At 66.7% G+C, this 26,343-nt stretch carries 20 protein-coding genes; 14 read left to right on the plus strand and 6 right to left on the minus strand.

What is annotated here, in order from left to right:
• Positions 1–18: 18 nt before the first annotated feature.
• Positions 19–1,353: an ABC transporter substrate-binding protein gene (locus KTR40_RS00885; protein WP_228404986.1), complete on the minus strand. Its 1,335-nt coding sequence runs from the start codon at positions 1,351–1,353 to the stop codon at positions 19–21.
• A gap of 47 nt (positions 1,354–1,400) precedes the next feature.
• Positions 1,401–2,837 (minus strand): GH32 C-terminal domain-containing protein, encoded by a 1,437-nt coding sequence (locus tag KTR40_RS00890; protein ID WP_228404987.1) that lies wholly within the window; start codon positions 2,835–2,837, stop codon positions 1,401–1,403.
• Between the two features lie 255 nt (positions 2,838–3,092).
• On the opposite strand from KTR40_RS00890, the gene KTR40_RS00895 reads away from it, so the two are divergent.
• Positions 3,093–4,643, plus strand: a complete 1,551-nt coding sequence (locus KTR40_RS00895; protein WP_228404988.1) for a glycoside hydrolase family 32 protein — start codon at positions 3,093–3,095, stop codon at positions 4,641–4,643.
• A 225-nt stretch (positions 4,644–4,868) separates the two neighbouring features.
• On the plus strand, positions 4,869–5,558 hold the full coding sequence (locus tag KTR40_RS00900) for a hypothetical protein (protein WP_228404989.1): 690 nt from the start codon (positions 4,869–4,871) through the stop codon (positions 5,556–5,558).
• Between the two features lie 16 nt (positions 5,559–5,574).
• Here the strand turns inward: KTR40_RS00900 and hxlA are convergent, their stop codons facing one another.
• Positions 5,575–6,198 carry a 3-hexulose-6-phosphate synthase gene (gene hxlA, locus KTR40_RS00905; RefSeq protein ID WP_228404990.1) on the minus strand — a complete coding sequence of 208 codons (624 nt, stop codon included), beginning with the start codon at positions 6,196–6,198 and terminating at the stop codon, positions 5,575–5,577.
• A gap of 46 nt (positions 6,199–6,244) precedes the next feature.
• Complete coding sequence (gene hxlB / locus KTR40_RS00910) at positions 6,245–6,862, minus strand: 6-phospho-3-hexuloisomerase (protein ID WP_228404991.1); 618 nt, start codon at positions 6,860–6,862, stop codon at positions 6,245–6,247.
• Between the two features lie 191 nt (positions 6,863–7,053).
• Here hxlB and KTR40_RS00915 point away from each other — a divergent pair, with 191 nt between their 5' ends.
• Positions 7,054–8,286: a response regulator transcription factor family protein gene (locus KTR40_RS00915; protein ID WP_228406209.1), complete on the plus strand. Its 1,233-nt coding sequence runs from the start codon at positions 7,054–7,056 to the stop codon at positions 8,284–8,286.
• 36 nt (positions 8,287–8,322) lie between these two features.
• Complete coding sequence (locus KTR40_RS00920) at positions 8,323–9,135, plus strand: IclR family transcriptional regulator (RefSeq protein ID WP_228404992.1); 813 nt, start codon at positions 8,323–8,325, stop codon at positions 9,133–9,135.
• A gap of 25 nt (positions 9,136–9,160) precedes the next feature.
• Here KTR40_RS00920 and KTR40_RS00925 read toward each other — a convergent pair whose 3' ends face one another.
• Entirely contained in the window at positions 9,161–9,847 is a 687-nt protein-coding gene (locus tag KTR40_RS00925) for a GntR family transcriptional regulator (protein ID WP_228404993.1), read from the minus strand.
• A gap of 107 nt (positions 9,848–9,954) precedes the next feature.
• Here KTR40_RS00925 and KTR40_RS00930 point away from each other — a divergent pair, with 107 nt between their 5' ends.
• From KTR40_RS00930 to KTR40_RS00975, 10 genes are all read left to right on the plus strand, one after another.
• Positions 9,955–10,713 (plus strand): LamB/YcsF family protein, encoded by a 759-nt coding sequence (locus tag KTR40_RS00930; RefSeq protein WP_228404994.1) that lies wholly within the window; start codon positions 9,955–9,957, stop codon positions 10,711–10,713.
• Between the two features lie 58 nt (positions 10,714–10,771).
• Complete coding sequence (locus KTR40_RS00935; RefSeq protein ID WP_139027416.1) at positions 10,772–12,124, plus strand: MFS transporter; 1,353 nt, start codon at positions 10,772–10,774, stop codon at positions 12,122–12,124.
• A gap of 15 nt (positions 12,125–12,139) precedes the next feature.
• Positions 12,140–13,855 carry a 5-oxoprolinase/urea amidolyase family protein gene (locus KTR40_RS00940; RefSeq protein WP_228404995.1) on the plus strand — a complete coding sequence of 572 codons (1,716 nt, stop codon included), beginning with the start codon at positions 12,140–12,142 and terminating at the stop codon, positions 13,853–13,855.
• Between the two features lie 7 nt (positions 13,856–13,862).
• The gene (locus tag KTR40_RS00945) at positions 13,863–15,641 is read left to right on the plus strand and encodes a biotin carboxylase N-terminal domain-containing protein (RefSeq protein WP_228404996.1); all 1,779 of its coding nucleotides are present in this window, start codon (positions 13,863–13,865) and stop codon (positions 15,639–15,641) included.
• Between the two features lie 393 nt (positions 15,642–16,034).
• Complete coding sequence (locus KTR40_RS00950) at positions 16,035–16,202, plus strand: hypothetical protein (RefSeq protein WP_171058874.1); 168 nt, start codon at positions 16,035–16,037, stop codon at positions 16,200–16,202.
• A gap of 11 nt (positions 16,203–16,213) precedes the next feature.
• Positions 16,214–18,139 (plus strand): BCCT family transporter, encoded by a 1,926-nt coding sequence (locus tag KTR40_RS00955; protein ID WP_228404997.1) that lies wholly within the window; start codon positions 16,214–16,216, stop codon positions 18,137–18,139.
• A gap of 37 nt (positions 18,140–18,176) precedes the next feature.
• Entirely contained in the window at positions 18,177–19,133 is a 957-nt protein-coding gene (gene purU, locus KTR40_RS00960) for a formyltetrahydrofolate deformylase (RefSeq protein ID WP_139027420.1), read from the plus strand.
• Between the two features lie 39 nt (positions 19,134–19,172).
• Positions 19,173–21,680 carry an FAD-dependent oxidoreductase gene (locus tag KTR40_RS00965; RefSeq protein WP_228404998.1) on the plus strand — a complete coding sequence of 836 codons (2,508 nt, stop codon included), beginning with the start codon at positions 19,173–19,175 and terminating at the stop codon, positions 21,678–21,680.
• Between the two features lie 120 nt (positions 21,681–21,800).
• Positions 21,801–23,372 carry an HNH endonuclease signature motif containing protein gene (locus KTR40_RS00970; RefSeq protein WP_228404999.1) on the plus strand — a complete coding sequence of 524 codons (1,572 nt, stop codon included), beginning with the start codon at positions 21,801–21,803 and terminating at the stop codon, positions 23,370–23,372.
• A 143-nt stretch (positions 23,373–23,515) separates the two neighbouring features.
• Positions 23,516–23,749, plus strand: coding sequence for a hypothetical protein (locus KTR40_RS00975; RefSeq protein WP_228405000.1), 234 nt, complete (start codon positions 23,516–23,518; stop codon positions 23,747–23,749).
• Between the two features lie 101 nt (positions 23,750–23,850).
• Here KTR40_RS00975 and KTR40_RS00980 read toward each other — a convergent pair whose 3' ends face one another.
• Complete coding sequence (locus KTR40_RS00980) at positions 23,851–26,205, minus strand: FdhF/YdeP family oxidoreductase (RefSeq protein WP_228405001.1); 2,355 nt, start codon at positions 26,203–26,205, stop codon at positions 23,851–23,853.
• Between the last annotated feature and the right edge of the window lie 138 nt (positions 26,206–26,343).

A 26,343-nucleotide genomic window follows, 5' to 3' on the forward strand; every position in this document is an offset into this window, starting at 1 on the left:
TACTGGGAGAAGCAGTGCCTACTTGAAGAACTTGGGGGCGTTCTGCGCGATGGTGTTGTCCATGGTGGCCGTGAACTGTTCGGGCGTGATGTTGCCCTGCACCAGCAGGACGAGCTCCTGCTGCAGCCGGCCGTTAGTGGTGGGGTCGAGCTGGGTATCCCAGGGCATGGCCTGCTTTGAGCCGAGGTCCTTGGCCTGGTCCAGCGCCTTCCGGTACAGCGGCGTGGCATTGGCCGGGATGGTGGTTTCGACGTCGGTGGTGGGGGAGAGCGCGCCCGTGGCCGCGTATTCGGCCGGGTACTTCTGCAGGGCGAACTTCAGGAAGTCGCTGACCAGCGGGTCATAGGTCTTGGAGTTCACCGCCATCCCAATGCCCGACGGCGAGACGAACTCGTTTGCCGCGGTCGCGGATCCAGCCGTGGTGGGCAGCGTGAAGAAGTCGATGCTTTCCCGCACGGAAGGGTCCAGTTTGTCGGTGGCCAGGCTGGGCAGTTCCCAGGTTCCGATGTTGTACATCGCGGCCTGCCCGGACGTGAACTGGTTCTGCGCGTCGGAGTAGCCCTGGGCTGAGAAGCCTTCCTGGAAGCACTTTGCCTTGCCCAGCTCCGCCATCCAGTTCACGGTCTTCTGGCCCGCGGGGTCCGCGAACTTCGCTTCGCCCTTCTTGAGTTTCTGCACGAATTCCGGTCCGGCTTCCCGGAATGGCTGGTACGCGATGTAGCGCTCCAGCGGCCACTGGTCCTGGCCGTCGATGGCTATGGGGGTGATCCCTGCATTGCGGAGGGTGGTGCACATGGCCGGAATGTCATCCAGGGACGTGGGGACAGCAACGCCGGCCTTTTCCAGGAGGGCCTTGTTGTACCAGATGAACTCCAGCTCGAACTGGAACGGAATCATGTACAGGGAGCCGTCATCGAAACGCTGGTAGTCCAGCGCGGCGGGGCGGTAGTCATCGTAGATGTCCAGCGTCTTCAGCAGCTTTTCGGCGTCCACCATCTTGCCCTGTTTGGCCAGCTGCTGGGCGAAGGGTGTGGCGTCGGTATCGAACAGTTCGGGCAGCTTGTTGGCGGCGGCCAGGGTCTCCAGCTTCTGGATGTAGGACGGCCGGTCCGGGGTGGTGATGAGGTTCAGCTCAAAGCCCGGGTGGTCCTTGGCATAGTCGTCGGCGATCTTCTTCATGATGTTGATGACGGCGCCGTCAGCCGGGCGGGAGAGCAGCCACGAGATTTCACGCGGCTTGACCTCACCGGCCGGGCTGACGTTCGAGGGATCGTTGGAACTTCCGCCGCCACAGGCCGTCAGGGCCAGGGCGGCAACAGCTGCGGTTGCGGCAGTGCGGAGCAGGTTTTTCATTGTCGGCAATCTCCCTTGATTGGAACGGGGGTAGGGGGTGGGGGTGTTTAGTTGTTGGTGCGCTTGCGTACTTCGAAACCTGTGACCGTGACTGTGCCTTCGCCGGCGAACACGCCTATCCGCCCGGACGGAAGGTCATAGATCCTGGTGCTGAGGGCCACCTGGCGGTCCACCACGGCGACGCAGAGATCCCCTTCGACGACGACTTCCAGGGTGTGTTTACCGGGGCTGAGGTCGCAGGGGCGTTCGAGTTCAAGCTCGAACGGGACGTCGCCGGAGACGTGCCATTGGGCGTCGCCGCTGACCTTGCGGGGCCACCGGTCAAAGACCAGCCGCCCCCGCTTCGGTTCCAGGCGAAGAATGTAGGAGTGGTCCCCGTCGGGGCTGGACCGCAGCAGCAAGCCGCATTCGGTGGTGCCGGCGTCGATGTCCAGTTCTGCCCTGGCGTAGAACTGGCCGGGCAGGTCCTCGTTGGAGACGGCAGCCGCGTAGCTGTCCGGTGCTTCCAGCCTGGCGGGCAGGGCGGGATCAAACGTCAGCGGGACGTCCTCCCAGAAACTTTCCACCAGTTCGTCGGCGAAGCCGAACGCCAGGGTCCCGTCGGCGTTCTGACGGGCCTCCAGAACCGCCATGGTGCCCGCCCACTGCCAGGCGCCGTCGTCGGAATTTCCTTCCTTGGACGCGATCCAGCCGAAGAAGAAGCGCCGGCCGTCCCGTTCCGCCGTCTTGGCGGCGTAGAAGGCCCGCCCGTCGATGGAGTCCCGGGCCGGCACCGTCCAGGGGCCGTCGGGGCTCTTGGCCATGCGGTAGCGGGTGGTGAAGTTTTCCGAAAACTCGGAGTAGACCATGTACCACAAATCGCCCCAGGAGAACACGTCCGGGCATTCATGGGTGATGTAGCGGCGGGGGTCCCAGAACGGTTCCGCGTTCTCCCAGGCCAGCAGGTCCCTGGAGGTGCACTGGGCGATCACGCCGCGGCGCCGTTCAGGGCCCTCGGAGTGCCGGGCGGCAATGAGCATCCGCCACAGGCCGGCCGCCTCGTCGCGGAAGACGAAGGGATCCCGCCAGTCACCGGACTCGTATCCGGCGGGGGCGCCGAACGTGAGCTCCGGATGCTTCACCCAGGTCAGCATGCCGTCGGTGCTGGTGGCGTGCATGACCAGCTGCAGCGGGAGCCCGTCGGTTCCGAGGTTGTTCGGGTTCTGCCCTGTGTAGAACAGGTGGTGGACGCCGGATTCGTCCGCCACGACGCTGCCGGTGTAGGCGTTGAAGTCGAGGTCGGCATCCGTTCCGTGGGGGAGGGCGACCCCATGGTCCTGGAACTGGATGAGGTCCTTGGTGGTCACCAGGTTCCATGGGGTTCCTGGTTTCGGTTCGGTGCGCACCTCGTGGAGGTAGAAGAGCCAGAACTCCCCGTTGTGCTCGAAAGGGATAAGGTCGCCCACCCATGCATCGGTGGGCTGGAAGAAGACCGGGTGATTCATCGGCGCTGATGTCCATTTCTGCTAAAGCGTTTGATCACCCACAGGCTAACTGTCCCTGGGATGCCTGATCAAGCGTTTTAGCAAAAAATTGTTGGGACACGCTTAAACGCTTGACCACTTCCGCAATCCGGACTAGCTTTTCCTGCTAAAGCGCTTGACCAAAAGGGGGGCTGTGGCGGACCAACGTAGGTTCCAGCAGCAGTGAGCCCCACCGTTGCGCCCGGGCAGAGCCGCCCCCACGAGAGGAAGTCAAAGATGACCCATGCCATTTCCCGCCGCCATGTCCTGCAGGGCACGGGAGCCCTCGCATTGTTCGCAGGCAGCAACCTTGCTGCCGCCCCCGCCCTCGCCCAAGGTTCCCTGCGGGCCGTCTATCACATGACACCCCCGTCGGGTTGGCTCTGCGACCCCCAACGCCCGGTGTACCTGGACGGCGCCTACCACCTCTACTACCTGCACTCCACGCAGAACAACGGCCAGGGCGGTTGGGACCATGCCACCACCACGGACGCCGTATCCTTCGCCCATCACGGCGACGCGCTGCCGCTGCAGCCGGATTTCCCCGTTTGGTCGGGATCTGCGGTGGTGGACACGGCCAACACCGCCGGATTCGGGGCCGGCGCGGTCATCGCGCTGGCAACCCAGCCCACGGGCGGCATCCGAAAATACCAGGAGCAGTACCTGTACTGGTCAACGGACGGCGGCTATTCATTCACGGCGCTTCCGGATCCGGTCATCGTGAACACGGACGGAAGGGCAGCGACAACCCAGGCGGAGATCGACAATGCAGAGTGGTTCCGTGACCCGAAGATCCACTGGGATGCCGACCGGCACGAGTGGGTGTGCGTGATCGGCCGCGCACGGTACGCAGCGTTCTACACTTCACCGAACCTGCGTGACTGGCAGCTGAAGCGTAACTTCGACTTTCCCAACCATGCGCTGGGCGGCATCGAGTGTCCCGACCTCTTCGAGATGACAGCCAATGACGGCACCCGGCATTGGGTGCTGGGTGCCAGCATGGACGCCTACAGCATCGGGCTGCCCATGACCTACGCCTACTGGACAGGACGGTGGGACGGGGAGCAGTTCCTTGCTGACGACGTCAACAGCCCGCAGTGGCTCGACTGGGGATGGGACTGGTACGGCGCTGTCACCTGGCCGGCCATCGAGGCGCCTGAAACGCGGCGGTACGCGATCGGCTGGATGAACAACTGGAAGTACGCCGCCCGGGACGTGCCCACCGATGCCACTGACGGGTACAACGGCCAGAATTCGGTGGTGAGGGAACTGCGCCTGGAGCGCCAGGCAGGCGGCTGGTTTTCGTTGCTGAGCAGCCCGCTGGGCGCACTCACCCGGTACGCCACCTCCACCACCGCATTCCCGGACCGCACGGTCAACGGCAGCGCGGTGTTGCCCTGGTGCGGCCGGGCATACGAGCTTGAACTGGACATCTCCTGGGACGCGGCGGCGAATGTCGGGGTTTCGGTGGGGCGCTCCACGGACGGCGCCAGGCACACAAACATCGGCAAATACGGCAACGAACTCTACGTGGACCGCGCGCCCTCGGACCAGCCGGGCTTCTCCCTGGCGCCCTATACGCGCGCGGCCGCTCCCATTGACTCCGCCGCACGCTCGGTGCATCTGCGGATCTTCGTTGATACGCAGAGCGTGGAGGTGTTCGTGAATGCCGGGCACACCGTGCTCTCCCAGCAGGTGCACTTTGCGAACGGCGACACGGGGATTTCGTTCTATACCGACGGCGGTCCGGCCACCTTCTCCGGCATCACCATCCGGTCCTTCGAATAACCCAAAAGGCCAAGGCCAAACGGCCCTACTACATCCCGCACTGGCCCCCTACGGTGGTTGCTGCGGGCGAAGTGCCGCCCGCTCCAGCCAAAATGTGAAGCAATCGAAAGCCTGGCAATGCGTCCCCTGGCGGGTGACATGCCGAGGGTATGCATCCGGCTTGGAGTGGAGGATGCGATGGAAACTCGTGCGGAGCCAAGTGCACTTTGGGCAAGAATCGGTGCGGTGGCGCTTCCCCTGGGCGTGGTCCTGCTGGTGGCCGCCACGGCGGTCCACCCGTCCCGGGAAGATGTCATGAACCACACGGCGGTATTCAGGGAGTACGCAGAGCGCAGCGACTGGATCGCCATCCACTTCACCCAGTGGGTGGCGGGCCTGGTGTTCTTCGGCGGACTGGTCGCCCTGTACTTTGCCATGCTGGGCAAGGGTGAAGGGCCAAGTCCGCTGGCACGCTTTGGCCTCGCCGCGATGATCCTGACCGCGGCTGCCATTGCCATGCTCCAGGCGGTGGACGGTGTTGCGCTCAAATGGGCAGTGGATGCCTGGGCCAAGGCCCCCGCGGACCAGGAACCTGCCGCCCTTTCGGCCGCCATGGGGTTGAGGTGGACCGAGTACGCGCTGCAAAGCTATTCCAATATCCTGCTTGGGCTCACGCTGGTCTTCTTCGGCCTTGCCCTGGCATTTGGCCACGCCTATGCCCGCTGGCCTGGCTGGCTGGCTGCAGCCTCGGGGGTCGCCTGGGTTGTCCACGGCGTCATGGTTTCCTATGTTGGCCTCTTCGATTCGGCGCCGCGGCTGGTGGCCCTTGTGCTGTTGGCCGCGTGGGCGTTCGTTATGGCCGTTCACATGTGGCCGAGGGGCCACGGCGCAGCCGCCCCCAGGGCTGCTGCGCCGCGGGGCCCTGCCACTGCCTGACCCGACCCGCTGGAAGCTAGATGATCGCTGCCCTCAGTTCCTTGGCGGCGACGGCGGGGTCGTCGGCGCTGTAGATGGAGCCGCCGACGACGGCCACATCGGCGCCTGCGCGCTGCACGGCTTCAATGGTGGACAGGTTCACGCCACCGGCGACGGAGAAAGGCACGCGGGCCTCTTCGCCGGCGTTCAGCAGCACGTCCAGGTTGTAGCCGGGCTTTGCCTGCTCATCCAGGCCGGCGTGGAATTCGATGAACTTGGCACCCAGTGCGCGGGCCTCCTGGGCGCGGCTTACCTTGTCCTGGACGCCGATCAGGTCCACCACAATGCCCTTGTTGTGGGCCTTGGCGGCCTTGACGGCGCCTGCGATGGTGGAGTCGTCGGCGCTGCCCAGCACGGAAACCAGGTCGGCGCCGGCGGCGAACGCGATGTCGGCCTCCAGTTCGCCGGCGTCCATGGTCTTCATGTCCGCGAAGACAATCTTGTCCGGGTGGGCGGTCTTGACGGCGGTGACGGCGGCAAGGCCTGCGTTCTTCACCAGCGGCGTGCCCAGTTCGATGATGTCCACGTACTCGGCGACTTTTCCGGCCAGGTCCAGGGCGGCTTCGACGGTGAGGACGTCCATGGCTACTTGCAGTTTCATTGTTCTTCTCTTTCGGGTTGGAACAGCGGATAGGGGGAGCGGAAACTTATTCGAGGTTTGCGTGGCGCTGCCAGAGATCCTCGGGGGCGGCAGCGTCCTCGTCCCACAGGGATTGGAACACCGCCTCGGTGGTGGCGAACAGCACCTGCTCAAAGAGGCTTCCCGAGTACTGCCGGGTCACCGCCGAACCGTGGTCCGTCTTCTGTGCGGCAGGGATGAGGACGACGGCGGCAGCGGCTGCCGCGAGCGGGGAACCACTGCTGGTGGTGTAGGCGGCCACGCGCGCGCCTTGGGCGGCGGCGGTTTCCGCTGCCTTGACCACACCGGCGGTGGTGCCGGAACCGGAGGCTGCCAGCAGCAGGTCCCCGGCACGGATGGCGGGTGCCGTGGTCTCGCCCACCACGTGGACCGTGAGGCCGAGGTGCATCAGCCGCATCGCCGCCATCTTCAGGACCAGGCCGCTGCGGCCGGCACCGGTGACGAAGACCCTGTCCGCCAGCCGAAGCTCGGTCACCAGGGCTGCGACCTCTGCGGGGTCGACGCGCCGGAAGACGCTGCCCACCTCATCCAGGACCAGGGTGCGGTTGTGGTCAAAGGCCCGGGCGGTGCCGGTCAGGGGTGAACCCGCCACGGTTGCCGGGTCTGTTGCTGCGATGGTGTCCATGCCCGTACCTCCTTGAACGTAGTAGACCTTTCAATGCTCGCCCGTCAGTTGGGTGGGCCCAACGCCATGATGGGACGGTTTTTGCTATCCAAAGGGGTGGGTGTCCTGTGCCCGGCCCGTACACTGGGCGGGTGGAACGCTCCGAAACAGCCCTGCTTGAAGCAGTCGCCGCACTGGCCGCGGCTCCCCTGATGGACATCGCCCACCGGCTGAGGGCCGCCCTCAGCCCGTACTGGGAATCAAGCGCACTGGTGATCTTCACCGAGGACTGCACCGGCCGGCCGCAGAAGAAGGCCGGCGCCGAGGCCATCATCAGCCGCGTGTCCATCGCGGAACTGGACGCCATCCGCACCACGCTCGCCGCTGAAGGGAACAGCGGTGCAGCCCGGAGCGGTGCGGCTTGGAGCGGCGAAGCCGTGTTTGGCGGCGAGAGCCGCCCGCTCCTCGCCGTGTCGTCGCCCAGCAATGCGCTGCTGGTCCTTTCCGATCCGCAGCCCATCCACGCCCCGGTCGCCGGCCCGGACCCGCACTGGATCCTCCATTACCTCTGGACGCTGGCAGCCGAGCGGATCCGCGAAAAGGTGGCCGACGCGCCGCCGTCGTACCTCATCGAGTCCCGCGCGGCCTCGGCCGAACGCCTGCGCGTGACCGCCGAACTGGTGGACCAGCACTCCACCACCCTTGAGACCCTGCTCGCGGCGCTGAGGTCGCCGGCGCTGGCAGACGCCGCTGCCCGGACGGCGGCAACGGACGCCGCGGCGAAGGCCTTGGTGGGACTCCGCACGGTCAGTGACCGCACCACCGACCTGGTGGAGGAGCCCGTTGCGTCCGCGTTCCAGCGCCTCCGCGAGGACCTGCGCCCGCTGATGAGCTTCAGCGGCATCGATGTCCAGTTCATCGAGCCGCCGGTCAACGGCCGGGCGCTGCCGGGCGAAGTGGCGCACGCCGCCAGGGCGATCGTCCGCGGCCTGGTGCTGGCCATGGTGGACCAGCAGGGAGTGCGCCGGATCCGGACACAGTGGGACTGCGACGGCGCGAACCTGCTGGTCAACGTGCGCGACGACGGTCCCGGCGAGCTTTCCGCGGCGTCACCTGCCGTGGCACGCCTGGTCCAGCGGGTTGAGGCGCTCAACGGCAGCATGGGTGTGGATGTGATGCCGGGCTGGGGCGCCGACGTCGCCGTCACGCTCCCGCTCGACCCACCTGCCCGCCCGGCGGCCGACGTCGCGGGCTGGAACCTGGGGGAGCGTGAACTGGAGGTCCTCCAGCTCCTGGCTGCGGGCCAGCGGAACCGGGGCATCGCTGCGAAGCTCCACATCAGCGAGAACACGGTGAAATTCCATCTCCGCAACCTCTACCGGAAGCTCGGCGCCTCCTCCCGTACCGAAGCAATGGCGCTCGCGCACAGCAACGGCCTCCGTTAATTTCTCCTTGGCGCAGGCTACTTGAGAGTATTAGTCATGGCTGCGAAGAATGAACGCGAACCCGATGTCGACGCTGAAGCGGGCCAGCACGGCGGTGTCCAGTCCGTTGACCGGGCCCTCGCGGTCCTGGAGATCCTGGCGCGGGACGGCCATGCCGGCGTGAGCGACATTGCCGAGGAGATGGGCATCCACAAGTCCACCGTCTCCCGGCTCCTCGGTTCGCTGGTGAGCCGGGAAATGGTCCACCAGAACAGCGACCGCGGAAAGTACCAGCTGGGCTTCGGCATCCTGCGGCTGGCCAGCTCTATTCCGGGGCGGCTCAGCCTGGTCCGGGAGGCCCGGCCCGTCCTCGAGGCCCTGGCGGAGGAATTCAAGGAAACGGTGAACCTGGCCGTCCTCCGCTCCAACTACGCCGTCAACGTGGACCAGGCGATGGGCCCGTCAACCCTGGCCACCTATGACTGGGTGGGAAACCTGACGCCGCTGCATGCCACCTCGAGCGGGAAGGTCCTGCTGGCCGGGTTGCCGGCGGAAGACCGGGACCGCATCCTGAAGGAGACGGGACTCAAGGCGCGGACGCCCCGGACCATCACCAACCGGAAGGAACTCGAAACCCAGCTGATCGACGTCGCCCGCGAAGGCTACGGCCTGGTGCGGGAGGAGTTCGAGATCGGGCTGACCGCTGTTGCCGTTCCGGTCTACAACCACCTGGGCGCCGTGATCGGGGCCATCAGCATTTCCGGCCCGGCGTTCCGCTTTGATCCGGAAAAGGCCCCGGGACTCATAGAGGCGCTGAAGCAGGGCGGCCTCCAGGTCAGCGCCAAGATGGGTTACACCGGGCGCCGGTAATTCGTTTCCGCAGCGGGGGCTGAACTTATTCCGGGCTGTCCCCGTGCACGCTGCTGAGGTTGTCCTCGGATCGGTCCAGGTACGCCAGCAGGAGATCCGCGGCGCGGTCCAGCTCGCCGGCTTCCAGTGCCTCGCAGATCGCCTCATTGTCCGGCAGGTATCGCTGGTAGAAGTGTGAGTCCGCGGTGGCTTTGTGGAAGAACAGGCGCATCTCGGCCAGGACCTGGGCCATGATGGTGTTCAGCCGCGGGCTCCGGGCCAAGGCAACAATCGCGCCGTGGAAATGCTGGTTGGCGGTGCCCCCCGCGTCATCGTCACCGGCAGCCGCAGCACGTTTGCCTTCCTCCACGGCGGCCCGGACGGCGGCCACGTCCTCCGGGCGCCCGCCCGCGCGCAGCGCGCTCACCTCGATGGCCCGGCGCACCGTGTAGACGTCATGGATGTCATCCGCCCCGAGGCTGGCGACAAAAACGCCCCGGTTGGGGTGGCGGACCACCAGCCGCTCGCTGGCCAGTTCCGCAAAGGCCTCCCGCACCGTGTTGCGGGAAACCCCCAGGTCCTCGGCGATGGTGGACTCGGTGAGGCGTGTCCCGGGGAGCAGGGCTCCCTCGGCCAGCTGCAGGCGGAGTTCGTCAGCCACCCGTTCCGCCACGGAAGGAACGGCCACCCGGAGGCGGCCTGCGGAACGGAGTGTGGTCTCTTGGGCGGGCATACTTCAGAATTTACACGATCGTCACATCGTCGAATCGAAGGATTGTTGAACAATCCGTAGATTTAGTGCATCCTAGTAAGGACCGCTCAATGAGATGGAGATCACAAGTGGCAAGCATCGACCTAAACAGCGACGTTGGCGAATCGTTCGGACACTGGACGCTCGGTGACGATGCCGCCATGTTCCGTTCCGTCACCAGCGCCAATGTTGCCTGCGGGTTCCACGCCGGCGATCCCAGCGTTATCCGCCGCACCTGCCGCGAAGCGGCTGCCGCAGGCGTTGCCATCGGTGCACATGTCGGCTACCGGGACCTCGCCGGTTTCGGCCGCCGCTTCCTGGACATCCAGCCCACTGAACTGGCTGACGACGTGGTGTACCAGATCGGTGCCCTGCAGGCGCTGGCCGCCGCAGAGGGAGCCCAGGTGCGCTACGTGAAGCCGCACGGCGGCCTCTACAACGCCATCATCCACCACACCGCCCAGGCCCAGGCCGTCGTCGAGGCCGTGAAAGCGGTTGACCCCGGCCTGCCCATCATGGGACTTCCCGGTTCCGAAGTCCTGCGGCTTGCAGGGGAAGCGGGGCTGCGCCCGGTTACCGAAGCGTTCGCGGACCGCGCGTACAACCCGGACGGAACACTCGTTTCCCGGAGCCAGCCAGGTGCGGTCCTTTCCGACCCCGCCGAAGTGGCGGAGCATGTATTACGGATGGCAACCGAGGGGTCCGTCAGGACCATCAACGGTTCCGTCCTGAAGATCCGCGCGGACAGCATCTGCGTGCACGGTGACTCGCCCGGGGCCGTAGCCATGGCCACCGCAGTGAAGTCCGCTCTTGAGGACGCCGGCGTCAGCATCGGCTCGTTCCTCTAAACCCCTTTCCCGGCCGTTCACTGGCCTCCGCACCACCCCTCACCCCCGGAGGAAAAACATGACCAGCACCAACAAGGCAGCAAGGACCGCGGCAAGGAAGCCGCCGGCCGGTGCGCTGAAGGCCTACATCGCCAGCCTCACCGGCACGTCGCTTGAGTACTACGACTTCGCCATCTACTCCGTCGCCTCGGCGCTGGTGTTCCCCAAGATCTTCTTCCCCTCGAATGACGAGTTCGTGGGCCTGCTCCTGTCCTTCTCGGCCTTCGCGGTGGGGTACCTGGCCCGTCCCATCGGCGGCGTGATCTTCGGCCGCCTTGGCGACAAGATCGGCCGCAAGTACGTCCTCGTGTTCACCCTGGTGCTGATCGGCGTCGCCACGGTCCTCATCGGTGCGCTGCCCGACTACTCGGTCATCGGCGTCGCAGCCCCCACCATCCTGGTGCTCCTGCGCCTGGCCCAGGGCATCGGCGTCGGCGGTGAATGGGGCGGTGCGGTGCTGCTGTCCAGCGAATTCGGTGATCCCAACAAGCGCGGCTTCTGGTCCTCCGCTGCACAGATCGGTCCGCCGGCCGGCAACCTGATGGCCAACGGCGCCCTGGCTGTCCTGGCGGCCACGCTCAGCACCGAGGCCTTCCTCTCCTGGGGCTGGCGCGTAGCCTTCCTCGCCTCGGCCATCCTGGTGGTCTTCGGCCTCGTGATCCGCCTCAAGCTGGAGGAAACCCCGGTGTTCAAGGCCATCCAGGCCAAAGGCGACCGTCCCAAGGCACCCATCAAGGAAGTCTTCACCCGCGAGCCCCGGGCCCTGGTTTCCGCAGCCCTCTCGCGCCTCTGCCCGGACGTCCTCTACGCACTGTTCACCGTGTTCGTGGCCGTGTACGCCACCAAGGAACTCGGCATGACCACCGGCAACGTGCTGGCCGCCATCCTCATCGGCTCCGCGTTCCAGCTCTTCCTCATCCCGGCCGCCGGTGCGCTGACGGACCGCTTCAACCGCCGCTGGGTCTACGGCGTGGCCGCCGCGGCCACCGCAGCCTACATTCCGCTGTTCTTCCTGATGATCCAGGGCAAATCCGTGGTGATGCTGACTATCGGCGTGGTGATCGGCCTGGCCCTGCACGCCTTTATGTACGGCCCGCAGGCCGCGTTCATCACCGAGCAGTTTCCGGCCCGCCTGCGCTACGCCGGCAGCTCGCTGGCCTACACCCTGGCCGGTGTGATCGGCGGCGCCGTGGCACCGCTGATCTTCACCGCCCTGTACGGCGCAGCGTCCGGCGGCTGGCACCTGATCGCGGGCTACATCGCCCTCACCGCGGTCATCACCATTGTGGGCATGCGCCTGGGCCGCGACCCTCAGCCGGAAGCGGACCTCCGCCTGCTCCACAACGGCCACGCGCAGGAGAGCCACGCCTGACCGGCGCGGATTGCCATGGAAACAGTCACCAACCCCACCACCGCGTCCCGGGTGCTCGCCCCCCGTGTTTTGGCCGTACGGCCGGTGGGCACGACGGCGGTGCTCGCCGAACTCTCCGGGCTCCAGGACGTGCTGGCGCTGCAGGCCCTCCTGCTGGAGCACCCGCTCCCCGGCCAGGTCGAGGTCCTGGCGGCCGCGGAAACCGTGATGGTCAAGGCGGACTCGCCCCAGGCCGCGCGCCGGCTGGCTGCCCGGCTGCTGGAGCTGGACCTGGCGGTCCACGCGCAGGCGGAAGGCAAGCTGGTGGTCATCGAGGCCGTGTACGACGGCGAGGACCTCGCCGACGTGGGACGGCTCACCGGCCTCGGTGCTGAGGGTGTTGTGGCAGCCCATACGGGGCAGGTCTGGACCGTCGCCTTCGGCGGCTTCGCCCCCGGCTTTGGATACATGGTGGGGGAGAACCAGCTGCTGGAAGTCCCGCGCCGCAGCTCCCCGCGGACCGCGGTTCCCGCCGGATCCGTAGCCCTGGCCGGCACCTATTCCGCCGTCTACCCCCGGCAGTCCCCGGGCGGCTGGCAGCTGATTGGCCGCACCGCCGCACGGATGTGGGACCTCGGCCGGGAGCAGCCTGCACTGGTTGCCCCGGGGGACCGGGTGCAGTTCCGGGCGGTACGCGAGCTCGTGGAGCTTTCCGCCCCGGACGCGGCTACGGTGCAGCCGGAGGCGCCGGAGGAACAGGGGCCCGCCGTCCGTTCCGGGTTGCGGATCCTCTCGCCGGGGCTGCAGAGCCTGGTCCAGGACCTTGGCCGGCCCGGCTACGGCGGCCTCGGCGTCTCTGCTGCCGGGGCCCTGGACCGTTCCTCCCTGCGCCGCGCCAACCGCATCGTGGGCAACGAGCCTTCGGCCGCCGTCGTCGAAACCGTTGCCGGCGGGCTGCGCGTGCAGGCCGTGGGTGACCAGGTGCTTGCAGTGACAGGCGCGCCGGCGGCACTGACTGTTGTGACGCCGGCGGATGTAGGTGCCAAAGCTGAAAGTACAGACGGCGGCGGCCGGCCGGAGCGGGTCCGCGAGGTCCCCATGGCCACGGCGTTTGCCCTGCTGGACGGCGAAATCCTGACCGTGGGAGCGCCCCAACGCGGCTTCCGCTCCTACCTCGCCATCCGCGGCGGCGCCGATGCCGAAGCCGTGCTTGGCAGCCGGTCCACCGACACGATGTCCGGGATCGGGCCCTCGCCGCTGGCCCCGGGGCAGGTGCTGGCCGCCGGAGCGGCCACGTCCTCCAACGTGGTGGGGAATCCCGAGCTGCAGCCGGACTTCCCGGACACCGGAGTGACGGTCCTGGATGTCGTGCCCGGCCCCCGCGATGACTGGTTCGACGCCGCCGCGCTGGAATCGCTCTGCGCCCAGGACTGGACGGTGACGCCGCGCTCCAACCGTGTGGGCATGCGCCTGGACGGTGAACCGCTCAAGCGGAGCCGGGACGGGGAACTGGCCAGCGAGGGGACCGTGGCCGGCGCCATCCAGGTCCCGCCGGAGGGGCAGCCCGTGCTGTTCCTGGCGGACCACCCCATCACCGGAGGCTACCCCGTGGTTGGCGTGGTGGTGGACCACCAACTGGACCTCGCCGCCCAGGTCCCCATCGGCGGCCGCATCAGGTTCCGCTGGGCGCCCGGATACGGCCTGCCCCTTGAACCGTCCAGCACTTCCCCCAACGATTCCCAGAAAAAGTGAGCAGCACATGCGCAAGGTCCTGATTGCCAACCGAGGAGAGATCGCCGTCCGCATCGCCCGTGCCTGCGAGGATGCCGGCCTGGAGTCCGTGGCTGTCTACGCGGATGTGGACGCCGACGCCCTGCACGTGGGCGCGGCCACCGAGGCCTACAGCCTGGGCGGAAACGCGCCGTCGGAAACCTACCTGGATATCCCCAAGCTGCTGCGCGTCGCGGCCGAGTCCGGAGCGGACGCCGTACACCCGGGATACGGGTTCCTGTCCGAGAACGCGGACTTTGCACAGGCCGTCTTGGATGCCGGGTTGACGTGGATCGGGCCCGCGCCGGAGGCCATCCGGCTGCTGGGCAACAAGATCACGGCCCGCGAAATCGCCGTCCGCGCGGGTGCGCCCCTGGTGGCCGGCAGCGACGGACCGGTGTCCTCAGCCGCGGAGGCGAGGGCCTTTGCGGAAGAGCACGGCCTGCCCATCGCCATCAAGGCTGCCTTCGGCGGCGGCGGGCGGGGGCTGAAGGTGGTGCGCAGCATGGACCAAATCGAGGAAGCCTTTGACTCGGCGGTCCGTGAAGCGGTGGTGGCCTTCGGCCGCGGCGAGTGCTTCGTGGAGCGGTACCTGGACCGGCCCCGGCACGTGGAAGCGCAGGTCCTGGCGGACCGGCACGGCAACGTGGTGGTGGTGGGAACGCGGGACTGCTCGCTCCAGCGCCGGCACCAGAAGCTGGTTGAGGAGGCCCCGGCGCCCTTCCTCACAGACCATCAGACCCAGCAGATTTACGACGCCGCCAAGGCGGTCTGCCGCGAAGCCTCATATACGGGGGCCGGGACGGTGGAGTTCCTGGTGGCCGCCGACGGCACCGTGGCGTTCCTTGAGGTGAACACGCGGCTGCAGGTGGAGCACCCCATCACTGAGGAAACCACCGGCGTGGACCTGGTCCAGGAGCAGCTGCGGATCGCTGCCGGTGAGCCCTTGCGCATCGCGGCCGATCCCCAACCCCGCGGGCACTCGTTCGAGTTCCGGCTCAACGCCGAGGACGTGGGGCGGGGGTTCCTGCCCTCCCCCGGAACCATCACCACGTTCAGCGGCCCAACGGGGCCGGGCATCCGGCTGGACTCTGGGGTCCGGGCCGGATCCATTGTTGCGCCGCAGTTCGATTCCCTGCTGGCCAAGCTGATCGTCACCGGAGCAGACCGGCAGCAGGCGCTCCGCCGGGCGCGCCGCGCCCTGGCGGAAATGGACATCGCCGGTGTGCCAACCGTCCTGCCGTTCCACCGTGCCGTGGTTGAGGCGCCGGACTTCACGTCTGAAACCGCTTTGGGGATCCACACGCGCTGGATCGAGACGGACTTCGCGGATTCCATCCCGGCTGATCCCCGGTTCGGCACCTCCGTTCCGGACGGTGCGCGGCGCACCATTACCGTCGACGTCGATGGCCGGCGCCACGCCGTCGGCCTTCCCGCGGCCCTGCTGGATGGCTGGGCACGTTCAGGCGCCGGCGTTCCCACGGGCGTTTCCCTCAACGGGCATTCTTGGAACGGGGAGAACGACGGCGGCCCCGTGGCTACCGTTGCCCACCCCGGTGAGCTGCGCGCGGACATGGCGGGGACTGTGGTGAAGTGGCTCGTCCAGCCGGGCGCCGTAGTGGCGGCGGGGGACCCCGTCGTCGTCCTTGAAGCCATGAAGATGGAAACCCAGGTCGCCGCCCACCGGGGCGGAACCGTCATGGACATCCGGGCGGAAGCCGGCGGCGTGGTGAACGCCGGGGCAGTCCTGGCGACGATCGGGGGTTAGGCGCCGAACAGCCTTATACGCCGAGCAGCGGGGCCAGCCAGCTGCTGTACCTGCGCCTCATAACGGAAAGACCCCGGACGAACGTCCGGGGTCTTTCCGTGCGTGCGTGCGGGCCGGGATCGGGAGGCGGGCCATGCCGGCCTGGCGGCATGCATCCGACATTCTTGTGCAATTGCCCGATTGCTTATTACGCAACGGCATGCGCTATTTGAAACAGGATGATCATTGGCGTGCCCGCTGTCAAGGATTCCCGCAATAAGACGCGGAGGGGGCGCAATAGAAGCAAAAACCCTTGACAAGCCGTGTGAGCTGACGCACTCTGTTGCATATTGCGAGTGCTGTTGTTCATAGCAGAACTCATCGATTGTCCCCGAACAAAGACAAAGGACCACCGTGCACAAGGGGGAAGCGTCGACGCCAGCGGCCGAACTCCCGGTACGCCACCACGAATTACCTGCGATCGATGGCGACATCGTGATCACTGAATCGACGGACGTCCCCAACGTCCCCCACGGCGGATGGACGGCCACGTCCAGGCGCCAGCCCGTGAATCCGAACTAAAGGACCTGCTCATGGCTTTAAACAGTGAAACCCGTCCGGACAACGACGTCTGGCCCGAAGCAGAAGACCTCCCCGCCTCCCACGATCCTGGGTTCGAGGCCGAAGACACCGAACAGATCATGCAGGAACTCCGCCAGACCAAGGCCGAACAGGCCGTGGCTGAGCGCCGGAACCGGAAACTCACCCTGGACAAGGCCACCTTCGGCATCACCGGTGTCCTCGCCCTGGCCTTCGTGGCCTGGGGTTTCCTGGGCCGGGACAGCCTGGCCGCCACCTCAACCCTCGCCCTGGATTGGGTGATGGAATACACCGGCTGGCTCTTTATGGTCCTGGCCTCGCTGTTCGTTGTGTTTGTCCTCTGGCTGGCCCTCGGCAAATGGGGCAACATCCCCTTGGGCAAGGACGGCGAAAAGCCCGAGTTCCGTACAGTCTCCTGGATCGCCATGATGTTTGCGGCCGGCATGGGCATCGGCCTGATGTTCTACGGTGTGGCTGAACCGCTGTACCACTACATCTCCCCGCCGCCGGGAACGGTGGACGGACGCACGCCCGCGGCAATCCAGACCGCCATGGCCACCTCCATCTTCCACTGGACGCTGCACCCCTGGGCCATGTACGCCGTCGTCGGCATCGCTATGGCCTACGGCACCTACCGCCTCGGCCGCCGTCAGCTGATCTCCGCGGCGTTCACCTCGCTGTTCGGCATCAGGACGGTGGAAGGGCCGGTGGGCAAGTTCATCAACATCCTGGCGATCTTCGCCACGCTCTTCGGCACGGCGGCCTCCCTGGGCCTCGGTGCCCTCCAGATCGGCAGCGGCCTGACGTCGAACGGCTGGATCGGCGAGATCGGCACCCCCGTCCTCGTGGCCATCGTCGCCGTCCTGACAGCCTGCTTCGTGGCCTCGGCAGTGTCCGGCATCAGCCGCGGCATCCAGTGGCTGTCCAACATCAACATGGTCCTGGCCGTGCTCCTGGCGCTCATCGTCTTCGTCGCCGGGCCCACCTTGTTCATCCTCAACCTCATCCCCGCTGCAGTGGGCGACTACGCCAGGGACCTGGCGGAAATGTCATCACGCACCGAGGCCGTTGGTGATGAGGCGCTCCGGACCTGGATGTCCGGCTGGACCATCTTCTACTGGGCATGGTGGGTGTCCTGGACGCCCTTCGTGGGCATGTTCATCGCCCGCATCAGCCGCGGCCGCACTATCCGGCAGTTCGTCACCGGCGTCCTGCTGGTGCCCAGCATCGTGAGTGTCATCTGGTTCGGGATCTTTGGCGGCACGGCCTTCAAGGTCCAGGAAGACGCGGACAAGGCGGGCACTCCGGGACTGGTGTCCATGGCCAGCGGCTCCCCGTCCATCGACTTCGACGGAGCCTTGTTCGACCTGGTCCGGAACATGTCCATGCCGGGCTGGCTGACCGCATCCGTCATCGTCCTTGCCATGGTCCTGGTGGCCATCTTCTTCATCACCGGTGCCGACTCGGCGTCGATCATCATGGCGTCACTGAGCTCCAACGGATCCTCCGATCCGAAGCGCGGACTGGTCATCTTCTGGGGCCTCCTCACCGGCGCAGTCGCCGCCGTGATGATGCTTGCCGGCGGTGATGAGCCCTCCGAGGCGCTGTCCGGCCTGCAGCGCATCACCATCGTGGCCGCCCTGCCGTTCGTGCTGGTCATGCTGCTGCTCTGTTTCGCCCTGGTCAAGGACCTGCGGCGGGACCCGCTGTCCCTGCGGCGGCGGCTGGCGGACTCCGTAGTGGAGCGCGCCATCCGAACCGGCGTGGACCAGCATGGCGGCGTCCAGTTCGACCTTGTCACCAAGCATGAATGCGGCGACCGCTGCCCGGACGGCACCTGCCCGGGAGACAGTCCAGGCAGTGATGCAACCAGCAGCGATTCCCCGAAAGCCGGCGCCACCACCGGCGAAACCCGTTGACGCCATCAAACCGGCACCCACACTTTAGGAGCACGCCATGACCATCGTTATCGAGAACATCCCGTCAGGCAGCGCCACTGTCGGCGCCCCTGCCAGCAGCACCGCCGCAGCCGCCGCCGCCACGGCGGGCCCCACCACCCGCCAGGCCCAGTTCGTCCTCAGCCTGTCCTGCCCCGAGCAGCCCGGCATCGTCCGCGCCGTCACGGCCTTCCTGGCGGACCGCGGCTTCGACATCGTGGAGCACCAGCAGTTCGACGACCACGTCAGCGGCAAGCTCTACCTCCGCACGGCCTTCACCGCCGGCGACCTCAACTCGCACGACGTGGACAGCCTCACCGGTGAGTTTTCCCCAATCGCCGGCGAGTTCGGCATGGACTTCACTTTCAACGACGGCAAGCCCCAGCGGCTGCTGATCATGGTCTCGAAGTTCGGCCACTGCCTTAACGACCTTATCTTCCGGTGGCAGGCCGGAAGCCTTGGTGCGGAGATCGCCGTCGTGGTTTCCAACCATGAGGACCTGCGTCCCATGGCGGAGGCCGCGGGCCTGCCCTTCATCCACGTTCCGGTGACTGCAGCAACCAAGCCCGAAGCCGAGGCCCGGCTGCTGGAACTGGTGGCCGAGTACAACGCGGACCTGGTGGTCCTGGCCCGCTACATGCAGGTCCTGTCCAACGACCTGTGCGAAAGCCTCCGCGGCCGCGCCATCAACATCCACCATTCCTTCCTGCCCGGCTTCAAGGGCGCCAAGCCGTACCACCAGGCCTACGACCGCGGCGTGAAGCTCGTCGGGGCCACCGCCCACTACGTGACGGCAGACCTTGATGAGGGACCCATCATTGAGCAGGAGGTGTTCCGGGTGGACCACAGCCTGGACGCGGATGCGCTGGTAACCGTGGGCCGGGACGCCGAAACACAGGCGCTGGCCCGGGCCGTCAAATGGCACTGCCAGCACCGCGTCCTGCTCAATAACACCCGCACCGTCGTCTTCCGCTAACGCCAACGCCCGCAAAGCCAAACAGGAGAAACAAAACCCATGAGCGCATCACCACGCGTTGTCATCATCGGCGCCGGCATTGTCGGAACCAACCTTGCCGACGAACTCACTACCCGGGGCTGGACCAACATCACGGTGGTGGAACAGGGCCCGCTGGAACTTGCCGGCGGCTCCACCTCGCACGCGCCGGGCCTGGTGTTCCAGAACAACCCGTCGCGCACCATGACTGAGTTCGCCACCTACACAGTGAACAAGCTGCTGGCCCTGAGCAAGGACGGCGAGTCCTGCTTCAACCAGGTGGGCGGCCTGGAGCTGGCAACCACCCCCGAGCGCCTCGCCGACCTCAAGCGCAAGATGGGCGTGATGACCTCCTGGGGCGTCGAAAGCCGGATCGTCGACGCCGATGAATGCGAAAAGATCTACCCCCTCCTGAACACCGGCAAGCTGACCGGCGGCCGTGAAGTGCTGGGCGGCCTGCTCATCCCCACCGACGGCGTGGCCCTGGCCGCCCGGGCAGTGCAGCTGCTGATTGAGCGCTCCAGCGGGCGTGGTGTGACCTTCCTCGGCTCCACGACGGTGACAGGCATCGCCCAGGAGGGCGGCAAGGTGACCGGCGTCGAAACCGACAACGGACTGATCCCGGCGGACATCGTGGTGTCCTGTGCAGGTTTCTGGGGCCGTGAACTCGGCAAGATGGTGGGGCTGGAAGTCCCGCTGCTGCCGCTGGCACACCAGTACGCCATCAGCACCCCGCTGCCCGAACTCGAAGGCGTCAACGAGCTCCCCAAGGGCGCCAGCAAGCCCATCCTGCGCTACCAGGACAAGGACCTTTACTACCGCGAATGGGGCGACCGCATCGGCATCGGCAGCTACGCCCACCGCCCCATGCCGGTGGACATGTCCGCCCTGCCGAAGGTCCCCGCAGAGGAAATGTCGGACCACCGCATGCCTTCCCGCCTTGACTTCACCCTGGAAGACTTCCTGCCCGCCTGGGAGGACAGCCAGGACCTGCTGCCGGCACTGCGTGGCGCTGAGATCCAGGACGGCTTCAACGGCATCTTCTCCTTCACCCCCGACGGCGGCCCGCTCATGGGCGAGGCGCCCGACCTCCAGGGCCTGTTCGTAGCCGAAGCCGTCTGGGTCACGCACTCGGCCGGCGTGGCCAAGGCAATGGCGGAGCTGCTGGTGGAAGGGCGGTCCCGCACGGACCTGCACGGCTGTGAGCTCACCCGTTTCGAGAAGGTGCAGACCTCCGACGCCTACGTCAGTGAGACGTCGCAGCAGAACTTCGTGGAGATCTACGACGTGATGCACCCGTTGCAGCCCAGGGAATCCCCGCGGGACCTGCGCGTAAGCCCGTTCAACGTCCGGCAGAAGGAACTGGGGGCGTTCTTCCTGGAGTCCGCCGGCTGGGAGCGGCCGCACTGGTTCGAGGCCAACCGCGGGCTGCTCGAGGAGCTTCCTGCCGAGTGGCAGACGCCGGAGCGGGACTCCTGGTCCGCTATGTTCTCTTCCCCCATCTCCGCAGCGGAGGCGTGGAAGACGCGCACCGCCGTCGGACTTTTCGACATGACGCCGCTGAAGCGGCTGTCCGTGGTGGGTCCGGGCGCGCAGGCGCTGCTGCACCGGCTCAGCACGGGCAACATTGCCAAGAAGCCGGGTGCCGTGACGTACTGCCTGCTGCTGGAGCACGACGGCGGCATCCGCAGTGACGTGACCGTCGCACGGCTGGCGGAGGAAGACTTCCAGCTGGGCGTCAACAGCAACGTGGACTTCGACTACCTCCGGGTGGAGGCCCGGAAGCAGTCCGCTGCCGATCCAAGCCAGTGGGTGCATGTCTCCGACATCACCGGCAGCACCTGCTGCATCGGGCTGTGGGGCCCGCTGGCGCGCGAAGTGATCGGCAAGGTCAGCTCCGACGACCTCACCAACGACGGCCTGAAGTACTTCCGCACCAAGGAAATCTCGGTGGGCGGCATCCCGGTGACGGCCATGCGGCTCTCCTACGTGGGCGAACTCGGCTGGGAGCTCTACACCACCGCCGAGTACGGGCTGAAGCTCTGGGACCTGCTGTTCGAGGCGGGCCGGGAGCACGGCATCATCGCGGCCGGCCGCGGCGCGTTCAACAGCATGCGGCTCGAGAAGGGCTACCGGCTGTGGGGCACGGACATGACGTCCGAGCACCACCCGTACGAGTCCGGCCTGGGCTTCTCGGTGGCCAAGGACAAGACCGGCTTCGTGGGTGCAGAGGCCCTGGCTGAGCGCAAGGAGCAGCCCGCAACGCGCGCGCTGCGCTGCCTGACGGTCGACGACGGCACCTCCATCGTGCTGGGCAAGGAACCGGTGTACGTGGCCGGAGAAGCCGTTGGCTACGTCACCAGCGCGGCCTACGGCTACACCGTCCGCAAGCCGATCGCCTACGCCTGGCTGCCGGCTTCGGTGTCAGAAGGGGACGCGGTGGAGATTGAGTACTTCGGCAAGCGCATCGCCGCTACCGTCACACCTGAGCCGCTCTTTGACCCGGGCATGGAGCGCCTCCGCGGCTAACGCTGGTTGAGCCGGACTAGCCGGGGGTCGCCGAAGAGGCGGCCCCCGGCTTTTCCGTGCCATTCGCGGCGCGGAACGGTCCCGTCCTAAAATGTCAGACCCCCTTGTCATCATGGGTATATGGGGCAGGCAGCGGTGGCGAAGGCATATGCGGACATCAAGGCCGCTCTTGCTGTGCTCAACGCCGAGGTGGATGGGTGCGGTGCGGAGCCCTTTTCGGCTGCTGACCCTTTGGCGGGGCTGGCGGATGGGTGCCTGGACATCCTTGCCGGGGTGCGGGAAGTGGAGGCCGGGTTCGCGGGTTTGAAGGCCCGTGCTGCCGTGACGTATGCGGACACCGCCCACGCTCTCGCCGCTCCCGGTATGCCGGTGCAGGCGCAGGAAATGGCCATTGCCGCGGAAATCGGCGCCCTGCTGGCCCTTGGCCTCCGCGCGGCAGGTGCGTTCATGGCCGCCTCACATTCCCTGGTCAAGGAACTGCCGCTGACATTATCGGCACTGCAGTCCGGCACGATCAGCTGGCAGCACGCCGTGGTCATGGTGGACGAAACGGCCACCCTTGACCGGGCCGGCACGGCGGCACTGGAGGCCCAGTTCCTCGACCCCGCTGTGCCGAGGCCGCCTGCTGCCGCTGTGATCGGGGAGATCCCAGCGTACCGGTTCCGGCACAAAGCCCGCACCTGGCGCGAACGCCACCACGCCGAAAGCATTGAGAAACGCCATACCAAGAGTGTGGCTGACCGGCGGGTCGAGTACCGGCCGGACCAGGACGGGATGGCCTGGCTCTCCGCCTACCTGCCCGCCCACCAGGCCATGGCGATTTGGAACAGGCTCACCGCCACCGTGCGGAAATCACAGGGACCGGAGGAGAACCGGACCCTCACCCAACTGCGGGCGGACCTGTATGCCGGATGGCTCCTCGGCGGCACCAGCAGCCCAGCAGCCACCCTCCCAGGGACCAGTGGGTACACGGGTTTAGGAGCCAATGACGGCAATGCCCCGACAGCCGGTCCCCGAAACGGTGACGCCACGGGTCCAGGAACCGGTGCAGGCAATTCCTCGGGGATCGGGGCGCAGGTCCTGGTCACGGTGCCGGTGTTCTCCCTGATGGGCCTGACTGACGAACCCGCGATGCTGGACGGCTACGGCCCCATCCCGCCGTCCATGGCCCGCCAACTCGTCGAAGGCGGGGCTGCTTCGTTCTACAGGGTGCTGGTGGATCCCCGCGACGGGGCCCCGTTGGAGATCGGCCGGACCAGCTACCGCCTCACCAAAGCCATGAAGAAGACGCTGCAGCTGCGGGACGGCAAATGCACGTTCCCCGGCTGCAACAACCCCTCCCTGGACAATGAGGCAGACCATCTGCAGGCCTGGCAGCACGGCGGCGCAACCGGAATCAGCAATCTTGCCCAGCTTTGCCCAAAGCATCACCGCCTCAAACACGCCACCGGCTGGAAACCCGCCCCGGCCAGTAAAACCGAACCACCGGGCTGGACTTCACCGACCGGACGGCACTACAAAGCCGAACACCACGACTGGGAACCACCACAGTGGCCCCAGCAGTTGGCACCACCTCAGAAAGGCCGCAACCATCCACGACCGTCACCGGGCGACCCTCCTGACTTCATGTATTTCAAGCTCTCGCCCGGAGAAGAAGCACTCGAACGGTTCCTGCACGCGCCACCCGCCTGAACGACACCCTGCAATGTTCATGCCCGGACCAAGACGGCCTCACTCGCGCCGCTGCGCCCCTGTGCCTTGGATGCTTACCTGCCAGCCGTTCCGGTGCCCGACTGCCCCTTGCCCTGGGCCTCGCCCAGTGCTTGGCTGTTGGGATGGCTGATGACCAGGTTTCCAAGAACGTTCCGTCCGATGAGCACCTGCGGCAGGATGTCGCGCCGGAGGCCGGGGGAGAACCCCAGGACGCAGCACCCCAGGGCGCAGCGGACCGCGCTTTTACGCCGGGGCAGACCAACGCCGGCCAACAGGTGGCCGGGCTCGCCTCGGCCAGTGGCTACGGCAAGGACCTGGATCCCGAGGCCGAGCCCGACGGCAACAATCCGGTCTAGGCAACCGGTCAGGGACCAAAACAGCGACGGCGACATCCGGCACGTGCCGGATGTCGCCGTCGTCGTAATGCCTGGCTGGGACCCCCGAGGGGAGTGGAAGACTACACCGCTGCGGCCGGTTCCAGCTCTTCTGAAGAAACCTGCGCGGCCTCTTCAGCAAGGTGCGGGACAAAGCGGACAAACATGGCCTTGAAGCCGGGGGTGTTGGATTCCCGGGCCACGTTTTCCTTGTGGACCAGCGCGTTGGCTTCGGGGAAGTACGCGGCAGCGCAGCCCTTGGCGGTGGGGTAGGCCACCAGGCGGAACTTGTCGGCTTTCCGGTCGTGGCCACGGAAGGTGCTGACCACGTCCACCAGGTCGCGGTCCTTGAAGCCCAGTTCTGCCAGGTCCTCCGGGTGGATCAGGATCACGCGGCGGCCGCCGGAGATGCCGCGGTAGCGGTCGTCCAGGCCGTAGTAGGTGGTGTTGTACTGGTCATGGCTTCGGATGGTCTGCAGGACCAGGTGCCCGTCCGGCGGGGTGAGGTATTCCAGCGGGCTGACCGTGAAGCGCCCGCGGCCGATGTCCGTTTTGAAGGACCGGGTGTCGCGGGGCGGGTTGGGCAGCACGAACCCGTTCTTGGTCCGCACCCGGGTGTTGAAGTCCTCGAAGCCGGGCAGGACACGGGAGATGTGGTCGCGGATCACGTCGTAGTCCTCGGCCATGGCTTTCCAGTCAACGGAATGGCCCGGACCGAACGTGGCCTCGGCCATGCGGGCCACGATCACAGGCTCGGAGAGCAGGTGCTCGGAAACCGGGGCAAGGCGGCCCTGGGTGGAGTGGACCACGGACATGGAGTCTTCCACGGAGAGGAACTGGGCGCCGTTGGGGTGCTTGTCGTCCTTGTCCGTCCGGCCCAGCGTGGGCAGGATCAGCGAGGTGCGGCCGTGGACGATGTGGGAGCGGTTGGGTTTGGTGGAAATGTGCACGGTCAGCCCGATTCGCTGCATCCCGGCTTCCAGGGTCTCGGTGTCGGAGCAGGCCAGGGAGAAGTTGCCGCCCATGGACACAAACACGTCCACCTCGTCGCGTTCGAACGCTTCCATGGCTTCGACGGCGTCGTACCCGTGGTGCCGTGGCGAAGTAATCCCGAACTCGGTGTCCAGCGCTGCGAGGAGCCATTCCTTGGGTTTTTCCCAGATGCCCATGGTCCTGTCGCCCTGGACGTTGGAGTGCCCGCGGACGGGGCAGGCCCCGGCGCCGGGCTTGCCGAAGTTGCCCTGCAGGAGCAGGACGTTGACCATTTCCTTGATGGTGTCCACCGAGTGCGGCTGCTGCGTTACGCCGAGGGCCCAGCAGAAAATGGTGGCCTTGGACTTGATGAGCATCCCGGCCACGGTTTCGATCTGGGCCCGGGTCAGGCCAGTGGCCTTCTCCGTCTCCGCCCAGTCGAGTTCGGCGCGGGCCTGGCGGTAGGCGTCGAACCCGTCCGTCTGCGCGTTGATGAAGGAATGGTCGACGACGGTCCCCGGGTTGCGCTCTTCCTCAGCCAGCAGCAGGTGGCCGAGCGCCTGGAACAGCGCCAGGTCCCCGCCCACCTTGATCTGCAGGTACTCGTCCGCGAGGGGTGTGCCGCCGCCCACCACGCCGGAGACGGTCTGCGGGTCCTTGAAATTGAACAGGCCGGCCTCGGGCAGCGGGTTGACCGCCACCACCTTGCCGCCCTTGTCCTTGCATTCCTTCAGCGCGGAGAGCATGCGCGGGTGGTTGGTGCCGGGGTTCTGCCCCACCACGAAGATCAGCTCGGAGTCGTGGATGTCGTCGAGCGAAACGGTGCCCTTGCCGATGCCGATGGTCGGGTTCAAGGCCGAACCCGAGGACTCGTGGCACATGTTGGAGCAGTCCGGCAGGTTGTTGGTGCCGATGGCCCGGGCGTAGAGCTGGTACATGAACGCGGTCTCGTTCGCGGTCCGCCCGGAGGTGTAGAAGACGCAGCGGTCCGGAGTTGAAGCCCGGACGTGCTCGCCGATCAGCTCGAAAGCATCGGCCCACGAGATCGGTGAGTAGTGGGTCTCGCCGGCCCGGATCACCATCGGTTCACTCAGCCGGCCCTGGTTTCCCAGCCAGTACTCGGTCTTCGTGGCGAGCTCGGCGATGGAGTGCTTGGCCCAGAACTCGGCGCCCACGGTGCGGAGCGTGTTCTCTTCGGCCACGGCCTTGGCCCCGTTCTCGCAGAACTCGGCCGCCTTGCGCTTCCTGTCCGATTCTGGCCAGGCGCAGCCGGGGCAGTCGAATCCGCCCCGCTGATTCAACCGCAGCAATGAATGGGCCGTCCGGGCCACGCCGGCCTGCGCCACCGCGCGCTCCAGCGCCACCATCACGGCCTTGACGCCCGCTGCCTCGGTCTTGGGCTTGTGGACCTCAAGGTTGTCCTCGTTGATGTCCGCGACGGGGGCGGGCTGCTTACCGAACTTCATCGTTCCAACTTCCTAACCGGCATACGTCCTGCTTGTCTTGTTGCCCTGCTCGTTCCTGCTGACTGCTGGCCCTGCTCGTGGCGCCATGAAGGCGCGCCAGGTTTTTCCTGGCGCGCCTTGTTGGCACCTTAGTTGATT

Source organism: Pseudarthrobacter sp. L1SW, assembly GCF_020809045.1.
Lineage (GTDB): Bacteria > Actinomycetota > Actinomycetes > Actinomycetales > Micrococcaceae > Arthrobacter.